This window comes from Pseudomonas sp. CBZ-4, from assembly GCF_000346755.1.
Taxonomy (GTDB): Bacteria; Pseudomonadota; Gammaproteobacteria; order Pseudomonadales; family Pseudomonadaceae; genus Aquipseudomonas.
Genome location: NZ_ANNV01000077.1, coordinates 36414 through 54043 on the forward strand (window position 1 = coordinate 36414; position 17630 = coordinate 54043).

The window sequence follows — 17630 nt, forward strand, 5'->3', positions numbered from 1 at the left end:
TACGAGGTTTATGGGCCTGTCACCCGCGATCCGGGCGCTGGCTCACCTGAAAATCTTAAAACCGTCACCAGCGGTTCGCTGGCAAACGCTTTGTGCAAATGTGCTCATAGAACACAGCGCAGGGCCGGAACATGACTCCACCAGTGAAATGCGTATCGGGTTTTTAGGAGCGCTGTAATGCCTGAGATCTATCATTTTTTCCAACAGCTGGTTAATGGCCTGACCATTGGCAGCACCTATGCCTTGATAGCCATTGGCTACACAATGGTTTACGGCATCATTGGAATGATCAACTTCGCCCATGGCGAGGTGTACATGATTGGTTCCTACGTGGCCTTTATCGCCCTTGCCGGGCTGGCCATGATGGGTATCCACTCCCTGCCGCTGTTGATGACCGCCGCGTTTATCGCGTCAATCGTTGTAACCAGTGCCTATGGCTACAGTATCGAGCGTGTTGCCTACCGTCCCTTGCGTGGCAGCAACCGTTTGATCCCGCTGATTTCCGCCATCGGTATGTCGATTTTCCTGCAGAACACCGTATTGCTGTCCCAGGACTCCAAGGATAAATCCATCCCCAACCTGATCCCTGGGAGCATCTCCTTCGGCCCGGGCGGCGCGGAGGAAGTGCTGATTTCCTACATGCAAATCCTGGTCTTCGTCGTCACCCTGGTGGCGATGCTGGGCCTGACCCTGTTCATCTCCCGCTCCCGTCTGGGGCGCGCCTGCCGGGCGTGTGCCGAAGACATCAAGATGGCCAACCTGCTGGGCATCAACACCAACAACATCATCGCCCTGACCTTCGTGATCGGTGCCGCACTGGCTGCCGTCGCGGCGGTGCTGCTGAGCATGCAGTACGGCGTGATCAACCCCAACGCCGGTTTCCTGGTGGGCCTCAAGGCCTTTACCGCAGCGGTCCTGGGCGGCATCGGCAGTATCCCGGGCGCGATGCTCGGTGGCCTGGTGCTGGGTGTGGCCGAAGCGTTCGGTGCCGATATCTTCGGCGACCAATACAAGGACGTCGTGGCGTTCGGCCTGTTGGTTCTGGTGCTGTTGTTCCGTCCGACCGGCATTTTGGGCCGCCCGGAGGTTGAGAAAGTATGAGCAGATATCTCAAATCGGCGTTTTTCAGCGCCTTGCTGGTCTGGGCCGTGGCCTTTCCGGTACTCGGCCTCAAGCTGAGCATTGTCGGGATCAACCTGGAAGTGCATGGCACCGGTCCCGTGACCCTGACCATCATTGCCCTGTGCTCGGTGCTGATGTTCCTGCGCGTGCTGTTCACCCAGCAGGTCGGTGCCTTGTTCAAGGGCAACCGTGGTCCGTTGGTGTCGCCCAAGGTCAGCCAGTTCCTGACCCTGCCGCGCACCCAGCGCTACATCATCATCGGCCTGATCGTGGCCGCGCTGATCTGGCCGTTCTTCGGCTCGCGCGGCGCAGTCGATATCGCCACCCTGATCCTGATCTACGTGTTGCTGGGCCTGGGCCTGAACATCGTCGTGGGCCTCGCCGGCCTGCTCGACCTCGGTTATGTGGGCTTCTATGCCGTGGGTGCCTACACCTACGCGCTGCTCTCGCACTACCTGGGCTGGAGCTTCTGGATCTGCCTGCCACTGGCGGGCATGGCGGCGGCCACGTTCGGCTTCCTGCTGGGCTTCCCGGTACTGCGCTTGCGCGGTGACTACCTGGCCATCGTGACCCTGGGCTTCGGTGAAATCATCCGGCTGTTCCTGCGTAACCTCACGGACATCACCGGTGGCCCCAACGGCATCAGCAGCATTCCCAAGCCGACCTTCTTCGGCCTGTCGTTCGACCGCAGCGCCGCCGAAGGCATGCAGACCTTCCACGAATACTTCGGGATCGACTACAACCCGGTGAGCAAAGTGGTGTTCCTGTACCTGGTGGCGCTGTTGCTGGCACTGGCCGCCTTGTTCGTGATCAACCGCCTGCTGCGCATGCCCATCGGCCGTGCATGGGAAGCGCTGCGCGAAGATGAGATCGCCTGCCGGGCCCTGGGCCTGAACCCGACCATCATCAAGCTCTCCGCCTTCACCCTGGGTGCTGCGTTCGCCGGTTTTGCCGGCAGCTTCTTCGCCGCGCGCCAAGGCTTGGTGACCCCGGAGTCGTTCACCTTCATCGAGTCGGCGATCATCCTCGCCATCGTGGTACTGGGTGGCATGGGCTCGCAGCTGGGCGTGATCCTGGCGGCGATCGTGATGATCCTGCTGCCGGAAATGATGCGTGAGTTCAGTGAATACCGCATGTTGATGTTCGGCGCCATGATGGTGCTGATGATGATCTGGCGCCCTCAAGGCCTGCTGCCCATGCAACGTCCACACATGGAGCTGCGCAAATGAGCCGCGAGATCCTGAAAGTCGAAAATCTGAGCATGCGCTTCGGCGGTTTGCTGGCGGTCAACGGCGTGGCCCTGACCGTCAAAGAAAAACAGGTGGTTGCCTTGATCGGCCCCAACGGCGCCGGCAAGACCACGGTGTTCAACTGCCTCACCGGTTTCTACAAGCCGAGCGGTGGCAGCATCCTGCTGGACGGCCAGCCGATCCAGGGCCTGGCCGGCCACGAGATCGCCCGCAAGGGCGTGGTGCGCACCTTCCAGAACGTGCGGTTGTTCAAGGACATGACGGCGGTCGAGAACCTGCTGATCGCCCAGCACCGTCACTTGAACACCAACTTCCTGGCGGGCCTGTTCAAGACCCCGGCGTTCCGCAAGAGCGAGCGCGAGGCCATGGAATTTGCCGCGTACTGGCTGGACAAGGTCAACCTCACCGAGTTTGCCAACCGCCCTGCCGGCACCCTGGCCTACGGCCAGCAACGTCGCCTGGAAATCGCCCGCTGCATGATGACCCGCCCGCGGATCCTCATGCTCGACGAACCGGCCGCCGGCCTGAACCCCAAGGAGACCGAAGACCTCAAGGCGCTGATCAGCGTGCTGCGTGAGGAACACAACGTCACCGTGCTGTTGATCGAACACGACATGAAACTGGTCATGAGCATTTCCGACCACATCGTGGTGATCAACCAGGGCACGCCGCTGGCCGACGGGACGCCGGAGCAGATCCGCGACAATCCTGAAGTGATCAAAGCCTATTTGGGGGAAGCGTAAAATGCTGCAATTCGAAAACGTTTCCACTTTCTACGGCAAGATCCAGGCCCTGCACAGCGTCAACGTGGAAGTGCGCCAAGGCGAGATCGTCACGCTGATCGGCGCCAACGGCGCGGGCAAGTCCACCTTGCTGATGACCCTGTGCGGTTCGCCCCAGGCCCACAGCGGCAGCATCCGCTACATGGGTGAAGAGCTGGTGGGCCTGCAATCGTCGCAGATCATGCGCAAGAGCATCGCCGTGGTGCCGGAAGGCCGTCGGGTATTTTCCCGCCTGACCGTGGAAGAGAACCTCGCCATGGGCGGGTTCTTTACCGACAAGGGCGACTTCCAGGAGCAGATGGACAAGGTGCTGCACCTGTTCCCACGGCTCAAGGAGCGCTTCAGCCAGCGCGGCGGCACCATGTCTGGCGGCGAGCAGCAAATGCTCGCCATCGGCCGCGCGCTGATGAGCAAACCCAAGCTGCTGCTGCTGGACGAACCATCGCTGGGCCTGGCACCGATCATCATCCAGCAGATCTTCGACATCATCGAACAGCTGCGCAAGGACGGTGTAACGGTGTTCCTCGTGGAGCAGAACGCCAACCAGGCCCTGAAAATCGCCGACCGCGCCTATGTCCTGGAAAACGGCCGGGTGGTGATGGAAGGCTCGGGTGAGCAACTGCTGACGGATCCGAAGGTGCGTGAGGCCTACCTCGGCGGCTAGGCAACACTCAATATCTGTGCTGGCTTATGTGGGAGCTGGCTTGCCTGCTCCCACATTTGTTTTTGGGTGATCCCGGACTTTTGCAATGTTTGAAATTTTTTCGACCGACCTGTAACGAACCTCCCGCTCCCGTCTCTAGTGGTACAAGCAGGCACCCAAGCCCGCCCACTCAACCCACTGCTGGAGATCCACCATGACCACCAAACTGTCCGCCGCCACCCTCGTCCTGGCCCTCGGTTCCGCCCTGAGCCTGTCCGCCCTGACCTCCACCGCCCACGCGGCCGACGACATGCAGAAATGCTTCGGCGTCGCTGAAGCCGGCAAGAACGATTGCGCCGCCGGCGCTGGCACCTCCTGCGCCGGCACGTCGAAAACCAAGGACCAGGCCAACGCCTGGAAACTGGTCCCGGCCGGCACCTGCACCCAAACCCCAAGCTCCACCTCGCCGACCGGTTTCGGCCAGGAAGCCGCCTTCACCGCCAAGTCCTGAAACCTGCACAGCCTGAGTACTGATGATGACCCTTTCATCCTTGCCAGCCATCTCCCAGGCTCAGGCGCCCGGCCTCCCGCGCCGGGCCGGGCTGGGGCTCAAGTACGAGCACTTCAGCGAAGTGCTTGAGACCGCCCCCGACATCGGTTTTTTTGAAGTGCACGCCGAAAACTACATGGTCGCCGGCGGGCCGTTTCACCACTACCTGGGATTGATCCGCGAGCAGTACCCGCTGTCCTTGCACGGCGTGGGCCTGTCCATCGGCGGCGAAGGCCCGCTGGACCGTGCGCATCTGGCACGGCTGGCTGCGCTGATCGAGCGCTATCAACCCCACTCCTTTTCCGAACACCTGGCCTGGTCAAGCCACGGCCCGGTGTTTCTCAACGACCTGCTGCCCCTCGCCTACGATGCCGCGACCCTCAAGCGCGTCTGCGCACACGTGGATCAGGTGCAAAGCACGCTCAAGCGCCCCATGCTGCTGGAAAACCCATCCACCTACCTGCAATTCCAGCGCTCGACCCTGGACGAGACGGACTTCATCAGCGAAGTCATCCGCCGCACCGGTTGTGGCTTGCTGCTGGACGTCAACAACGTCTACGTGTCGTGTATCAATCATCAACGCGACCCGCTGGCCTACATCGATGCACTGCCGTTGCACGCTGTCGGTGAGATTCATCTGGCCGGGTTTGCCGAAGACACTGACAGCCTCGGCGACCGCTTGCTGATCGACGATCACGGTGCGCCCATCGATAACGCCGTGTGGCGCCTGTACGAAACCCTACTGGCACGCACGGGCCCGGTGGCCACGCTGATCGAACGGGATAACCAGGTGCCGGCCTTCAGTGCCCTTCACGCTGAGGCGCAACAGGCCGACTGGCACTTGTCGCAGGTGCTCCCATGAGCCTCTACGACACATTTGCCAGCGCTCTGCTGGCGCCTGACCTGCCCTGCCCCGATGGGCTGTTCAGCAGCAACGGTGCCGACCCGGCCAGCCGCTTTGCGGTGTACCGCAACAACGTCCACAGCGCGTTGATCAATGCGTTGGCGGCAGCACACCCGGTGACCTTGCAACTGGTGGGCGACGACTTCTTTCGGGCCATGGCCGGCCTCTATGTACAGGCCAGCCCGCCGAGCAGCCCGCTGATCAGCGAATACGGCGACACTTTTGCCGCATTCATCCGCGCGTTCGAACCCGCCGCCAGCGTGCCCTACCTGGCAGATGTCGCCCAGCTTGAACGCCTGCGCGTGCGGGCTTATCACGCGGCGGATACGCCGGGCCTGAATCGGCACGCCGTCCTCCACCACCTGCAAAACGGGGCGGACCTGGGGACGTTGCGCCTGCAACTGCACCCGTCCCTCGCGACGCTGAACAGCGCGTATGCCGTGGTTGCCGTGTGGGCCGCGCATCAGATCGAAGGCGCCTTGGCCACCTTGAACCCCTGGCACCCACAGAGTGCGCTGGTATTGCGCCACGGCCTGGGGGTCAAGGTGTTCGCCATCGACGGCGGCGCCGTAGCGTTTATCAACAGCCTGAACCACGGCTCAACGCTGCAACAAGCAGTCGCTCACGCCCTTGAGGCGTCGACCGAGTTCGACTTGCACAAATGCCTGTCACTGCTGGTCAGTCACGAGGCCATCACCCATCTGCACCTGGAACCAAAGGTATCGCCATGAACACTGCCCCCACCGGCCTGATAAATCGGGCAATCGCGCTTTTAGAGAAAATCCCCTACAGCCTGATCGCCTTTCTCGCACGCTTCTCCATCGCGGCGGTGTTCTGGAAGTCGGGGCAAACCAAGGTCGAAGGTTTTGCCGTTGACCTGATCAGCGGCACCTTCCAACTGGGCGAACCACGCCTTGCCGCCTCGACATTGCCGTTATTTCGCAGTGAATACCACGTGCCAGTGCTATCGCCGGAAGTGGCTGCACACATGGCGGCGTTTGCCGAGCACTTCTTCCCGGTGTTGATCCTGGTGGGCCTTGCCACGCGCTTTTCGGCCCTGGCGCTGATCGGCATGACCCTGGTCATTCAGGTGTTCGTCTACCCGGATGCCTACCCGACCCACGGCACCTGGCTGGCCATACTGTTGTGGCTGGTGGCCAGAGGCCCGGGGCGCCTGTCTATCGACCACCTGATCGCCCGACGCTACGGCTAAAGACGGTCCAGCGCTTCGCCGCTGCGCTTGAACCAGTCCACCAGGTAATCGGCCAGTACCTGGGTGCGCCGTGGCAGGCCGCCTTGATAGGGGTGGACCAGGTACATCGGCATGCTCCGCGTCTGATAATCGCGCAGGAGCCAACGCAAGCGCCCGTCAGCCAATTCCGCCGGCAGGACGTAGGAAGGCAGACGGGCAATACCGGCCCCCACCAAGGCGGCCTTCTTCAACAGGTTGTAGTGGTTGGAGGCAAAGGTGCCGCTGACCCGCACCCGCAACAACTCATGTTGCTGGTGGTACAGCCACTCTTCGCGGCCGCTGTAGTGGCTGTTGAGCAGACAGGTGTGGGCAGCCAGGTCCGCCGGCGTCTGCGGCTCGCCGTGCTGTTCCAGGTAGGCCGGGCTGGCGCAGGTCATTTCATGCCAGGCCAGCAGCGGCTTGGCCACCAGGCGCTCGTTTTCAATCGCACCCGAGCGCACCCCCAGGTCAAAGCCATCCCGTGCCAGGTCGCGGTAGCTGTTGTTCAACTCCAACTCGATCTGCACCTGCGGGTATTGCTTGGAGAACTCCAGCAACAAGCCATCAAAGAAGGTTTCGCCCAGCGACACCGGAACCGTCATACGCACCGGCCCGGCCAAATCGTCCTTCAGCCGAGCCAATGCCTGACGAGCGCGATCCACCTGCACCACCAGCGCCTGGGCCTGGGGCAACAACGCCGCACCGGCTGCCGTGAGGCTCAGCTTGCGCGTGGTGCGATGCAGCAAGACCACGGAAAACTGCGCTTCCAACTGGCTGATGCGCTTGGACAATTGCCCCTTGCTGCAGCCCAATTGCTCGGCCGCCACGGTGAAACTGCCGGCTTCGATCAGCACGGCAAAGGCCGCCAGGTCATCCATTTCGCTCATGGATTGTTTCCAATAGAAAACCAAAGGTTGCCTATTAGCACGTTTATCCATTGAAAAAGCCACTCTAGACTGAACCTTCACTTACCCCCGGAGGAACAGCCCCATGAAAATCCTATTGATTGGTGCCAGCGGCACCGTCGGCTCGGCAGTCAAGGCAGAACTGGCACAGCGTCACGAGGTCATCAGCATCGGCCGCAGCAGCGGCGACTTGCAGGTCGATATCAGCGACAGCACCTCGATCCGCAAACTGTTTGAACAGACCGGCAAGTTCGACGCCCTGGTGTGCGCGGCGGGTAGCGTGAACTTCGTACCCCTGGGTGACATGAGCGAAACCGACTTCGAGCTGGGCCTGCGCGACAAGTTGATGGGCCAGGTCAACCTGCTGCTGATCGGCCGCGAGTACGCCAACGACGGCGCCTCGTTCACCTTCACCAGCGGCATTCTCAACCGTGACCCGATCCGCACCGGTGCTTCGGCGGCGCTGGTCAACGGCGCACTCGACGCCTTTGTAAAGGCGGCGGCGATTGAATTGCCACGGGGCCTGCGCGTCAACTCCGTCAGTCCTACGGTGCTGGTGGAAGCCATGGGCAGCTATGCGCCGTATTTCCGCGGCTTCAAACCCGCTCCGGGGGCCGATGTTGCGTTGGCCTACGCGAAAAGCGTCGAGGGCTTGCAGACCGGTCAGACCTTTATCGTCGGCTGACCTTCACGTCTGACAGAATCGCCTGAAGCTGGCAGGCGGGCTTGTGATGCAGCGTCAGCCTGCGTAACGTGGCGGCACTTGTCTGGAGACCCTCTATGCGTGCCGCTCGTACCCTTGCCCTGTTTGCCCTGCTCCCCCTGTTCGCCGCCTGCCAGATGTTCGAAAGCGAGCCGGCCAAGCCGTCAACTGCCGGCCTGACCCGCATGCAGGGCGAACTCACGGCGGTCAGTGGCAAGCTGCTGTTCCAGCCGTGCAACGACCAACGCAACTACGTGGTCAACGACACCGGCGGCACCAGCATCCTGCAGGAAGCCGCTTCCCTGGCCGGCCAGCAAGGCGCGCTGTTCGCCGACCTGCGCGGCAAGTTCTCCGGTGTGGCCAGCGGCACCCAGGGCAGCGTGGACCTGCAGCAACTCTATCGTGTGGAGCGCTCGACCTCGGCGTGCAACGACCCGGACTTCAGGCGCATGATCCTGCGCGCCAACGGGCACAAGCCGGCCTGGGCGATGAACGTCACGGCCAAGGGCATGGTCCTGGAGCGTGAAGGCCAGCCGCCACTGGCGGTGCCGTATGTGGAAGAGCAAATCGGCGACGGCCGCTTCAACCTGATGACCGAGGCCAACAACCAGAAGGTCGAACTGTGGGTCGCGCCGCAGCGTTGCATCGACAGCGTCAGCGGCAGCCTGCAACACATGACCGCCGAATTGCGGATCAACGGTCAAGTCCAGCGTGGCTGCGCGGCTTTCGGCGGTTCGCGGGACGATTGATTACCCCCTGCGCTGTTTTAGCATGACGGGAAACCACGGTTGGGGCTTATAATCGCCGGTTTGCAAAACCGCCGGCCTTACGAACGCCGCACACCGGATCCTGTCATGCTACGAATCACCGAACTCAAGCTGCCCATCGACCATCCCGAAGAAGACCTGCGGCCTGCCATCGTGCAGCGCCTGGGCGTCGCCAGTGATGACCTGCTCGATTTCACCCTGTTCAAGCGCAGCTACGACGCCCGCAAGAAATCGTCGGAGCTGTGCTTCATCTACACCATCGACTTGAACGTGAAAGGCGAAGCCGCCCTGTTGCTCAAGTTCGCCGATGACCGCAACGTCAACCCCGCGCCGGATGTCAGCTACAAGGTGGTTGGCCAGGCGCCACAAGACCTGACCGAACGTCCGATCGTCGTGGGCTTTGGCCCGTGCGGGATCTTCGCCGGGCTGTTGCTGGCACAGATGGGCTTCAAGCCGATCATCCTTGAACGCGGCAAGGAAGTGCGCCAGCGCACCAAGGACACCTGGGGCCTGTGGCGCAAAAGCGTGCTCAACCCAGAGTCCAACGTGCAGTTCGGTGAAGGCGGCGCCGGGACGTTTTCCGACGGCAAGCTGTACAGCCAGATCAAGGACCCGAAATTCCACGGGCGCAAAGTCCTGCACGAGTTCGTCAAGGCCGGCGCGCCGGAAGAGATCTTGTACGTCAGCAAGCCGCACATCGGTACCTTCCGCCTGACCGGCGTGGTGGAAAACATGCGCGAGCAGATCATCGCCCTCGGCGGTGAAGTGCGTTTCGAGCAACGCGTCACCGACGTGCTGATTGAAGACGGCCAGTTGCATGGCGTAGTGGTCGACGGCGGCGAGCAGATCCTCTCCAAGCACGTGATCCTGGCCCTCGGCCACAGCGCCCGCGATACTTTCCGCATGCTCCACGGCCGTGGTGTGTATATGGAAGCCAAGCCGTTCTCGGTGGGTTTCCGTATCGAACACCCGCAGTCGCTGATCGACGCGGCGCGCCTGGGTAAATACGCCGGCCATCCAAAACTCGGCGCGGCGGACTACAAACTGGTGCACCACGCCAAGAACGGCCGCTCGGTCTACAGCTTCTGCATGTGCCCAGGCGGCACGGTGGTCGCTGCGACCTCCGAACCGGGTCGCGTCGTGACCAACGGCATGAGCCAATACTCGCGTAACGAGCGCAATGCCAACTCCGGCATCGTGGTCGGCATCACGCCAGAGGTGGACTATCCGGGTGGCCCGCTGGCGGGTATCGAGTTGCAGGAACGCCTGGAATCCCACGCCTACATCCTCGGCGGCAGCAACTACGAGGCTCCGGCGCAGTTGGTCGGCGATTTCATCGATGGCAAGCCGTCCACCGCCACTGGCAGTGTGGAACCTTCCTACAAGCCGGGTGTGTCCTGGGGCGATCTGGCCCTCGCGCTGCCGGACTTCGCCATTGAGGCGATCCGCGAAGCGCTGCCGGCGTTCGAGAAGCAGATCAAGGGCTACTCGCTGCACGATGCCGTGTTGACCGGTATCGAGACACGCACCTCGTCGCCACTGCGGATCACCCGCAATGAATCGATGCAGAGCTTGAACGTGAAAGGCCTGTTCCCGGCCGGTGAAGGCGCGGGTTATGCCGGTGGGATTCTGTCGGCGGGTGTGGACGGGATTCGGATTGCCGAGGCGTTGGCGCGGGATATGTTGGGCATCGAGGCCTGACATTCACCCTCCAGCTTCCACACACCCACTGTGGGAGCTGGCTTTTGTGGGAGCTGGCTTGCCTGCGATAGCGGTCTTTCAGTTACAAGGCTGTTGTCTGATCCGCCGCTATCGCGGGCAAGCCCGCTCCCACACTGTCCACTTCTAACACGGGTTTTTGCGCCGTATCAGATATTCGCGCGCAAGACGCTGGCCGGCAGCGGCTTGCCCCGCTCAACACTCGCCGCGACAACCGCAATCAAGCCAGCCAGTTCAAAGCCCTGCGCCTCAAGCCACGCCGGATCATAGTAGGTGGTGGCATACCGCTCGCCCCCATCACACAAGATCGCCACGATCGACCCCGACTCCCCCGCCGCCTTCATCTGCTGCGCAGCCATCAACGCGCCAATCAAGTTGGTTCCACTGGACCCGCCGACCCGCCGCCCCAACCGCTCAGCCAGGTAATGCATGGCCGCCAACGACAACGCATCCGGCACTTTGACCATCGCATCAATCACCTTGGGCAGAAACGACGCTTCTACCCGAGGCCGGCCAATGCCTTCGATCCGTGAACCGCAGTCCAGGCGCAAGCTGGCATCGCCACTCAAGTAATAATCAAAAAACACCGAACGCTCGGCATCGGCGCACAGCACGCGGGTGCAATGCTGGCGATAACCCACATAACGCCCCAGGGTCGCGGTGGTGCCACCGGTGCCTGGGCTGGAAATCAGCCAGCTCGGCTCGGGAAAATGCTCAAAGCGCATCTGCTGGAAGATCGACTCAGCGATGTTGTTGTTCGCCCGCCAGTCGGTGGCGCGTTCGGCGTAAGTGAATTGGTCCATGAAGTGACCACCACTTTCCTGCGCCAAACGTTCGGATTCGGCGTAGATCTGCGTCGGATCGCTTACCAAGTGGCTCTTGCCACCGTAAAAGGCGATCTGCGCGATCTTTTCCTGGGAAGTGCTCGCCGGCATCACCGCGATAAACGGCAAGCCAAGCAGGCGAGCGAAGTAGGCTTCGGAAATCGCCGTCGAACCACTGGAGGCTTCGATCACCGGCGCACCCGGCTTCAGCCAGCCATTGCACAGCGCATACAGGAACAACGAGCGGGCCAGCCGATGTTTCAGGCTGCCGGTGGGATGGCTGGACTCATCCTTGAAGTACAACTCGATACCCGGCAAACCCGGTAACGGCAGCGGGATCAGGTGCGTGTCAGCGCTGCGCTGGAAGTCCGCTTCGATGATGCGAATGGCTTCGCGAGCCCAGGGACGATGGTCGCTCATGAGGAGTTTCTCTAAGGATTTCACCCCCAATCTTAGGAGGTTTCCTACACTCCACACAGATACAGTACCGACTCAATTGGACACACAATTGCTAGGCTTTGGCGCACCGTCACCCCGGGCCATCGCTTATAACAAATAAGAATATAACTTTTGTTTTAACAACTAACGGTACGGGTTAGGGTAACCCCCTATTGAACCTGGATTGGAGAGCATCCCTTGCCTCTGCGTAGCACTTTCACCCGTTTCTTCCAGCTGGAAGCCGCCAGCGGCCTGTTGCTGATCGCCGCTGCCGCGTTGGCGCTGATCATCAACAATTCGCCGTTGTCGCACCTCTACAGCGCCTTTCTCGACGTGCCGGTGGTGGCACAGATCGGCGCCCTGAAAATCGCCAAGCCCGCGCTGCTGTGGATCAACGACGGCCTGATGGCACTGTTCTTCCTGCTGATCGGTCTGGAGGTCAAGCGCGAGCTGATCGATGGGCACCTGTCCAAGCCCTCGCAAGTGGTGCTGCCCGGTGCCGCGGCGATTGGCGGCATGGTCATCCCCGCGCTGATCTACTGGGCAATCAACAAGGACTACCCCGCCGCACTGTCCGGCTGGGCAATTCCCATGGCCACCGACATTGCCTTCGCCCTTGGCGTGCTGGCCCTGCTGGGCAAGCGCGTGCCGGTGTCGTTGAAGCTGTTCCTGATGACCCTGGCGATCATTGACGACCTCGGCGCAATCATCGTGATTGCCGTGTTCTATTCCGCCGACCTCTCGGGCGCCGCACTGGCGGGTGCGGGCGCATGCCTGATCGCCTTGATCGCGATGAATCGCCTGGGCGTGATCAAGCTCGGGCCATACCTGATCATCGGGCTGATCCTGTGGGTCTGCGTGCTGAAAAGCGGCGTGCATGCCACCCTGGCCGGCGTGACATTGGCGTTCTGCATCCCGATGCGCACCAAGAACGCCGAGCCTTCACCACTGATGACCCTGGAGCACGCGCTGCACCCGTGGGTGGCCTATGGCATCCTGCCGCTGTTTGCGTTCGCCAACGCTGGCGTATCCCTGACCGGCGTCAGCCTGGAAAGCTTCACCCACCACGTGCCGATGGGCATTGCCGCCGGCCTGCTGATAGGCAAGACCGTCGGTGTGTTCGGCCTCACCTGGCTGGCCATCAAGACCGGCCTGGCCGCACTGCCCGAAGGCGCCAACTGGGGCCAGGTGTTTGGCGTGGCGATCCTGTGCGGCATCGGCTTTACCATGAGCCTGTTTGTCGGTTCGCTGGCGTTTGTGCCGGGCGCCAGTGAGTTTGCCGGGGAGGATCGGATGGGGATTCTGACCGGGTCGATTCTGGCGGCGTGTATTGGGTATGCGGTGACGGCGATGGCGAGTCGCAAGAAAGTGTCCCACTAAGGTCAATGTGGCGAGGGAGCTTGCTCCCGCTGGGCTGCGAAGCGGCCCCAGAAGCCTTGGGAGCGCTGCGCACTCCAGCGGGAGCAAGCTCCCTCGCCACAGGCAAACTTAGACATACTCGGCCCTCCGTGAGTTGGGCCTTACCTCCAGCGCACTTACCGGAACATGTGGGCCTTTGGATGCAGGTCGATGCATCTTTGAGGCGGCCGGGTTAATGGGCTTTCCGCATGAATCCGGCACGGATTACTAGCCCGTGGCGGTCGGTCCAAAAATTCGCGCGCGTACCCGGCTCACCTGAAAGCGACAAACGCAGAACGAAGAGGAGCCTAACCAAAATACCGCTTGAAGGTGTGACCAAAAGAGGCCGAATATCCATTTCTGATTAGTGTATCTATTGCAAACTTTTGCAGCGGCAATCGCCAAGAGAAAGATTCAAAGCATACCAATGCCGGCCATCGTTCAACCTTGCATGACACTATGCCCGACGGTAGTATCCGGCTGCAGGTCGATGCATCTTTGAAGCCGCAAGCCCAGCCACTAACTGGGCTTGCAACAAAAAACCCCAACCGGTCACCCGGTTGGGGTTTTTTCGTTTCTGCGGCTAACGCTTAGCGAGTAACCCGGCTAGTCCCATCAACGGTCATGATGCGCACACGGTCACCAATGCGGAAGATTTCATTCTCCTGCACGGCCTGCACGTAGGCACGCATGCTGCCGTCGTCTTCGCGCACGGTGATTTCCACGCCTTGGGTGCGGGTCAGGCCTTCTTCGGTGGCCGAGCCCAGCAGGCCACCGGCGACGGCGCCGATCACTGCGGTCACGATGCTGCCACGGCCGCCGCCGATGGCGCTGCCGCCAACGCCGCCGATGACTGCGCCAGCAGCGCCGCCGATTGGGGTCTTGGTGCCTTCGATTTTCACCGGGCGCAGGGATTCAATGGTGCCCATGCGCACGCTCTGTACACGACGCGCTTCGTCACGGGAGTACGAGTCGCCGGTCAGACTCGAAGCACAGCCACCCAGCAGAAGTGACAGAGTGGTGAAGCAGGCAACTAGTAAAACGGACTTACGCATAGCATCAACTCCAAAGGACAGGTGATCATTAGACGCTGCGGCTTGGCGCCTGTCACGGCAAGCACCGCAGAAAATAGCTTTCATTCAGCCTGAGTACAGACTGCTAGCACCACAAAACTCGACCAACGGTAGCCCAGCTCTTGTGCCAAGTGATGTCACGACTGTTTCATCATTGTAGTCGCGCAGCCGCACGCGGCCGACGTCTCTACCATAGAGACGTCGGCGCAGCGGAAAACATTCAGGCGGGATGACGAAAGGTGGCGCTCAGGGCGCCAGGCGCTCGCGGGTCCAGTCGGCCCCTTGCAGGCGGTAGTTCAGGCGATCATGCAGGCGGCTGGCGCGGCCTTGCCAGAACTCGATGCGCTCGGGCAGCAAGCGATAACCACCCCAGTGCTCGGGGCAGTCGGGTTGGGTATCGATGAAACGCTGCTCGGTGGCCTTGAGCAAGTCGTGCAGTTCTTCACGGTCACGAATGACCTTGCTCTGCGGCGAAGCCCAAGCCCCCAAGCGGCTCCCCAACGGACGGACCTGGTAATAAGCATCCGACTCCTCAGGCGACACCTTGACCACCCGCCCCTCGATCCGCACCTGGCGCTCCAGGGTCGGCCAGAAGAACGTCATGGCCGCAAACGGCCGCGCGGCAAGCTGTTCGCCCTTGGCGCTCTGATAGTTGGTGAAGAAGGTAAAGCCCTGCGCATCCAGGCCCTTGAGCAGCAGGATGCGACAGTGTGGGCGCCCCTCCTGGTCAACCGTGGCCAGGGTCATGGCATTGGCTTCCACCGGTGGCTGCTCGGTTTTCACCGCATCGGCAAACCACTGGTGGAACAACGCAAACGGCTCGGCCGGGGCCTGGGCCTCGCTCAAACCGTCCCGGGTGTAGTCACGGCGCATATCGGCCAGTGCCTGGGTCATGCGGCTTTATCCTTCTACTTCAACAGGTCAGTTTTTTGCCTGGTCGTTAGCCGGTGCAGCAGCCTTGGCCTTGGCCGGAGCCGCTTTTTTCGCAGCCGGCTTGGCCGGGGCTTTCTTGGCAGCTGGCTTGGCAGCGGCTTTTTTGGCGGCAGGCGCTTTTTTCGCCGGGGCTTTTACAGCCGGTGCGGGTGCAGGAACGTCCTGCACGGCGACCATTTCAGCCACAGGCGGGGTCTTGCCCGAGTTGTACTTGCTCAGCAAGGCCAACATAGTTGTACGCTGAGTGAACATAATTTCCATGCGACGGTTCAGCGCACGGCCCTGGGTGCTGTCGTTGGCGGCACGTGGCATAAGGTCGCCCATGCCACGCAGCATCAGGCGATCCTGCTTCAAGCCGCTGAGGCTGAAGATCGAGGCAATCGACTGTGCACGCTCCTTGCTCAACACCTGGCTCGCCGGTGCGGTACCGGTGGCATCGACGTGGCCCAGGACCAGCACGGCGGTCTTCGGGTCGGCTTCAACGGCCTTGGCCACGCGAGTGAACGGGCCCAGGGTGACCGGCAGCAGCATCGCCGGGCGTTTCGGGTTGTAGGAGCCGTCTACCGGGGCGATCACGACGAGTACGTTGTCACGACGCTCCAGTTGCAGGTTGCTGTCCTTGATGGCAGCGCGCAGGCGCGGCTCATAGTCGTCCAGCCAGGCTTGGGTGATTTTTGGGTCTGGCATCGGGATGTTGGTGACATCGACCTTGGCCAATGGCTTTGGCTTGCTTTCGAACGGCCACCACCAGTGGGTTTCGCTGTCGGTCTTGGCGACAGCCGGCGCGGCGGCAGGTGCAGGGGTAGCAGCCTTGAGATCGGCTTTCAGGTCGGCAGCCTTGGCATCGGCGGCGACTTTGGCATCCGGCTTGGCGGCAACCTGAGTCGCGGCATCCTTGGCGGCGGTTTTATCAGACCCAAATGACCACCAATGTCCGCCATCGGCATCATTTTGTGGGGTTTGTGCGCAGCCAGTCATAGTGAGGCAAAGCGCCAGTGCCAAGGACTTGTTCGATAACATGAGATATCCACAAAATGAGAAAAAATCAGGGGTCTGGATGACCCGTTAAACAGACGCCAGGATAAGAATAAAGTTACAACTTTTCCTTCAGCCTCTTCTTATAGTTGCCTTTGTAACAAAAAAACGTGAAACAGCAAGGGGTTTACAGACAACCGGCCAATATTCTGACCAACTTCTGTGCACGCGGGTCCATAAGTACATAAGGCCCCAATGTATTAGTCACGAAACCAAACGCTACATCATGCTCAGGGTCGGCAAACCCCACCGAACCGCCCGCCCCCGGATGCCCGAAAGCACGCGGGCCAAGGCCGAAGGTGGCATTGGGCAGGTGTGGCTGATCCAACATGCAACCCAGGCCGAAGCGGGTTTGTGTGAGTAATGTTTTATCCGCCCCGATACTGTGTTCGCGGGTCAACTCTTCAAGCATGTCGCTCTCCAGCAAACTACCGTCCAGCAAACCACTATAAAAACCCGCCAGGCTGCGCGCATTACCGTGGCCATTGGCGGCGGGTTGCTGCATGCGTCGCCATTCGGGTTTATTAGTGCTGGTCAGAATAGACGGTGGATTGGCAAATGCCCGCGTCGTCATCGCATTCGGCTCGCGCATCATTACTTGCAGTAAGCGTTGCGCGGCTTCATCGCCCATATTGCCTTTGCTGCGCGCTATATGGGCAACACGATAAAACTCGGCATCCGCCAGGCCGACATGAAAGTCCAACCCTAACGGGCGTGCCACCCGCGCCACGATGGACTCCCCAGGGCCGCGCCCGTCGGCACGGCGCAGCAATTCACCGACCAGCCAGCCGTAGGTGATCGCCTCGTAGCCATGGCCCTGGCCCGGCGTCCACCACGGGGCCTCGGCCGCCAGGGTGTCGACCATCAATTGCCAGTCATACAGGGCTTCGGTGGGCAGCATCTGGCGGATTGCCGGCAAGCCCGCCTGATGGCAGAGCAACTGGCGCAGGGTGATGGCTTCTTTGCCTGCCGCCGCAAATTCCGGCCAGTAATCGGCCACGGGGGCGTCCAGCTTCAGCTTGCCCTCGGCGACCAGTTGCAGGGCCGTGACGGCGGTGAAGGTCTTGGTGCAGGAGAACAGGTTGACGATAGTGTCGCTGTGCCAGGCCTCGGCACCGTCCTTGTCGGCGGTGCCGGCCCACAGGTCAACCACGGTTTCACCGCCGACCTGGATACACAGCCCGGCGCCACGCTCCTGAGGGTCATCGAACAAGGCGGCGAAAGCTTCACGTACCGCTTCGAACTGGAGCTCGTAATGACCCTGAATCTGCACCTAAGCCCCCTCGGAAAACGCCGTAAAAAGTGGCCGACATTGTTCCAGTCATTGCAGGCTTTGTGAACCCGTCAACGCGC

The 17630-nt window shown here is 61.4% G+C and carries 18 protein-coding genes; 12 read left to right on the plus strand and 6 right to left on the minus strand.

Features of this window, described 5'->3' with window-relative positions:
- Positions 1-177: 177 nt before the first annotated feature.
- The 8 genes from livH (at position 178) to B348_RS0109775 (ending at position 6464) form a co-directional block, all read left to right on the plus strand.
- On the plus strand, positions 178-1101 hold the full coding sequence (gene livH, locus B348_RS0109740) for a high-affinity branched-chain amino acid ABC transporter permease LivH (RefSeq protein WP_017735932.1): 924 nt from the start codon (positions 178-180) through the stop codon (positions 1099-1101).
- Positions 1098-2351, plus strand: coding sequence for a high-affinity branched-chain amino acid ABC transporter permease LivM (locus B348_RS0109745; RefSeq protein WP_017735933.1), 1254 nt, complete (start codon positions 1098-1100; stop codon positions 2349-2351). Before livH ends, B348_RS0109745 begins: the two co-directional genes overlap by 4 nt.
- Positions 2348-3115: a high-affinity branched-chain amino acid ABC transporter ATP-binding protein LivG gene (livG, locus tag B348_RS0109750; protein WP_017735934.1), complete on the plus strand. Its 768-nt coding sequence runs from the start codon at positions 2348-2350 to the stop codon at positions 3113-3115. Before B348_RS0109745 ends, livG begins: the two co-directional genes overlap by 4 nt.
- Before the next feature lies 1 nt (position 3116).
- Positions 3117-3818, plus strand: a complete 702-nt coding sequence (locus B348_RS0109755; protein WP_017735935.1) for an ABC transporter ATP-binding protein — start codon at positions 3117-3119, stop codon at positions 3816-3818.
- Between the two features lie 193 nt (positions 3819-4011).
- Entirely contained in the window at positions 4012-4308 is a 297-nt protein-coding gene (locus B348_RS0109760; protein WP_017735936.1) for a DUF2282 domain-containing protein, read from the plus strand.
- 22 nt (positions 4309-4330) lie between these two features.
- The gene (locus tag B348_RS0109765) at positions 4331-5209 is read left to right on the plus strand and encodes a DUF692 domain-containing protein (protein WP_017735937.1); all 879 of its coding nucleotides are present in this window, start codon (positions 4331-4333) and stop codon (positions 5207-5209) included.
- Complete coding sequence (locus B348_RS0109770; protein ID WP_017735938.1) at positions 5206-5982, plus strand: DNA-binding domain-containing protein; 777 nt, start codon at positions 5206-5208, stop codon at positions 5980-5982. Before B348_RS0109765 ends, B348_RS0109770 begins: the two co-directional genes overlap by 4 nt.
- The gene (locus tag B348_RS0109775; RefSeq protein WP_017735939.1) at positions 5979-6464 is read left to right on the plus strand and encodes a DoxX family protein; all 486 of its coding nucleotides are present in this window, start codon (positions 5979-5981) and stop codon (positions 6462-6464) included. Before B348_RS0109770 ends, B348_RS0109775 begins: the two co-directional genes overlap by 4 nt.
- Here B348_RS0109775 and B348_RS0109780 read toward each other — a convergent pair.
- Positions 6461-7369 carry a LysR family transcriptional regulator gene (locus tag B348_RS0109780; RefSeq protein ID WP_017735940.1) on the minus strand — a complete coding sequence of 303 codons (909 nt, stop codon included), beginning with the start codon at positions 7367-7369 and terminating at the stop codon, positions 6461-6463. The two genes, B348_RS0109775 and B348_RS0109780, sit on opposite strands and share 4 nt — an antisense overlap.
- 103 nt (positions 7370-7472) lie before the next feature.
- Between B348_RS0109780 and B348_RS0109785 the strand changes: the two genes are divergently transcribed.
- The 3 genes from B348_RS0109785 (at position 7473) to B348_RS0109795 (ending at position 10558) form a co-directional block, all read left to right on the plus strand.
- The gene (locus tag B348_RS0109785; RefSeq protein WP_017735941.1) at positions 7473-8072 is read left to right on the plus strand and encodes a short chain dehydrogenase; all 600 of its coding nucleotides are present in this window, start codon (positions 7473-7475) and stop codon (positions 8070-8072) included.
- A 95-nt stretch (positions 8073-8167) separates the two neighbouring features.
- Positions 8168-8839, plus strand: a complete 672-nt coding sequence (locus tag B348_RS0109790) for a COG3650 family protein (RefSeq protein WP_017735942.1) — start codon at positions 8168-8170, stop codon at positions 8837-8839.
- Between the two features lie 105 nt (positions 8840-8944).
- A complete protein-coding gene (locus B348_RS0109795) occupies positions 8945-10558 on the plus strand; it encodes an NAD(P)/FAD-dependent oxidoreductase (RefSeq protein ID WP_017735943.1) in 1614 nt (537 codons plus the stop codon).
- 167 nt (positions 10559-10725) lie between these two features.
- Here B348_RS0109795 and B348_RS0109800 read toward each other — a convergent pair whose 3' ends face one another.
- Positions 10726-11820 carry a PLP-dependent cysteine synthase family protein gene (locus tag B348_RS0109800; protein WP_017735944.1) on the minus strand — a complete coding sequence of 365 codons (1095 nt, stop codon included), beginning with the start codon at positions 11818-11820 and terminating at the stop codon, positions 10726-10728.
- Between the two features lie 216 nt (positions 11821-12036).
- On the opposite strand from B348_RS0109800, the gene nhaA reads away from it, so the two are divergent.
- Complete coding sequence (gene nhaA / locus B348_RS0109805) at positions 12037-13218, plus strand: Na+/H+ antiporter NhaA (protein ID WP_017735945.1); 1182 nt, start codon at positions 12037-12039, stop codon at positions 13216-13218.
- A gap of 608 nt (positions 13219-13826) precedes the next feature.
- Here nhaA and B348_RS0109810 read toward each other — a convergent pair.
- From B348_RS0109810 to B348_RS0109825, 4 genes are all read right to left on the minus strand, one after another.
- The gene (locus B348_RS0109810; protein WP_026136695.1) at positions 13827-14291 is read right to left on the minus strand and encodes a glycine zipper 2TM domain-containing protein; all 465 of its coding nucleotides are present in this window, start codon (positions 14289-14291) and stop codon (positions 13827-13829) included.
- Between the two features lie 264 nt (positions 14292-14555).
- Positions 14556-15203 (minus strand): pyridoxamine 5'-phosphate oxidase, encoded by a 648-nt coding sequence (gene pdxH, locus B348_RS0109815; RefSeq protein WP_017735947.1) that lies wholly within the window; start codon positions 15201-15203, stop codon positions 14556-14558.
- Positions 15204-15230: 27 nt separating this feature from the next.
- Entirely contained in the window at positions 15231-16262 is a 1032-nt protein-coding gene (locus B348_RS0109820) for an OmpA family protein (RefSeq protein ID WP_026136696.1), read from the minus strand.
- Positions 16263-16404: 142 nt separating this feature from the next.
- Positions 16405-17550 (minus strand): EstA family serine hydrolase, encoded by a 1146-nt coding sequence (locus tag B348_RS0109825; RefSeq protein ID WP_017735949.1) that lies wholly within the window; start codon positions 17548-17550, stop codon positions 16405-16407.
- Positions 17551-17630: the final 80 nt, after the last annotated feature.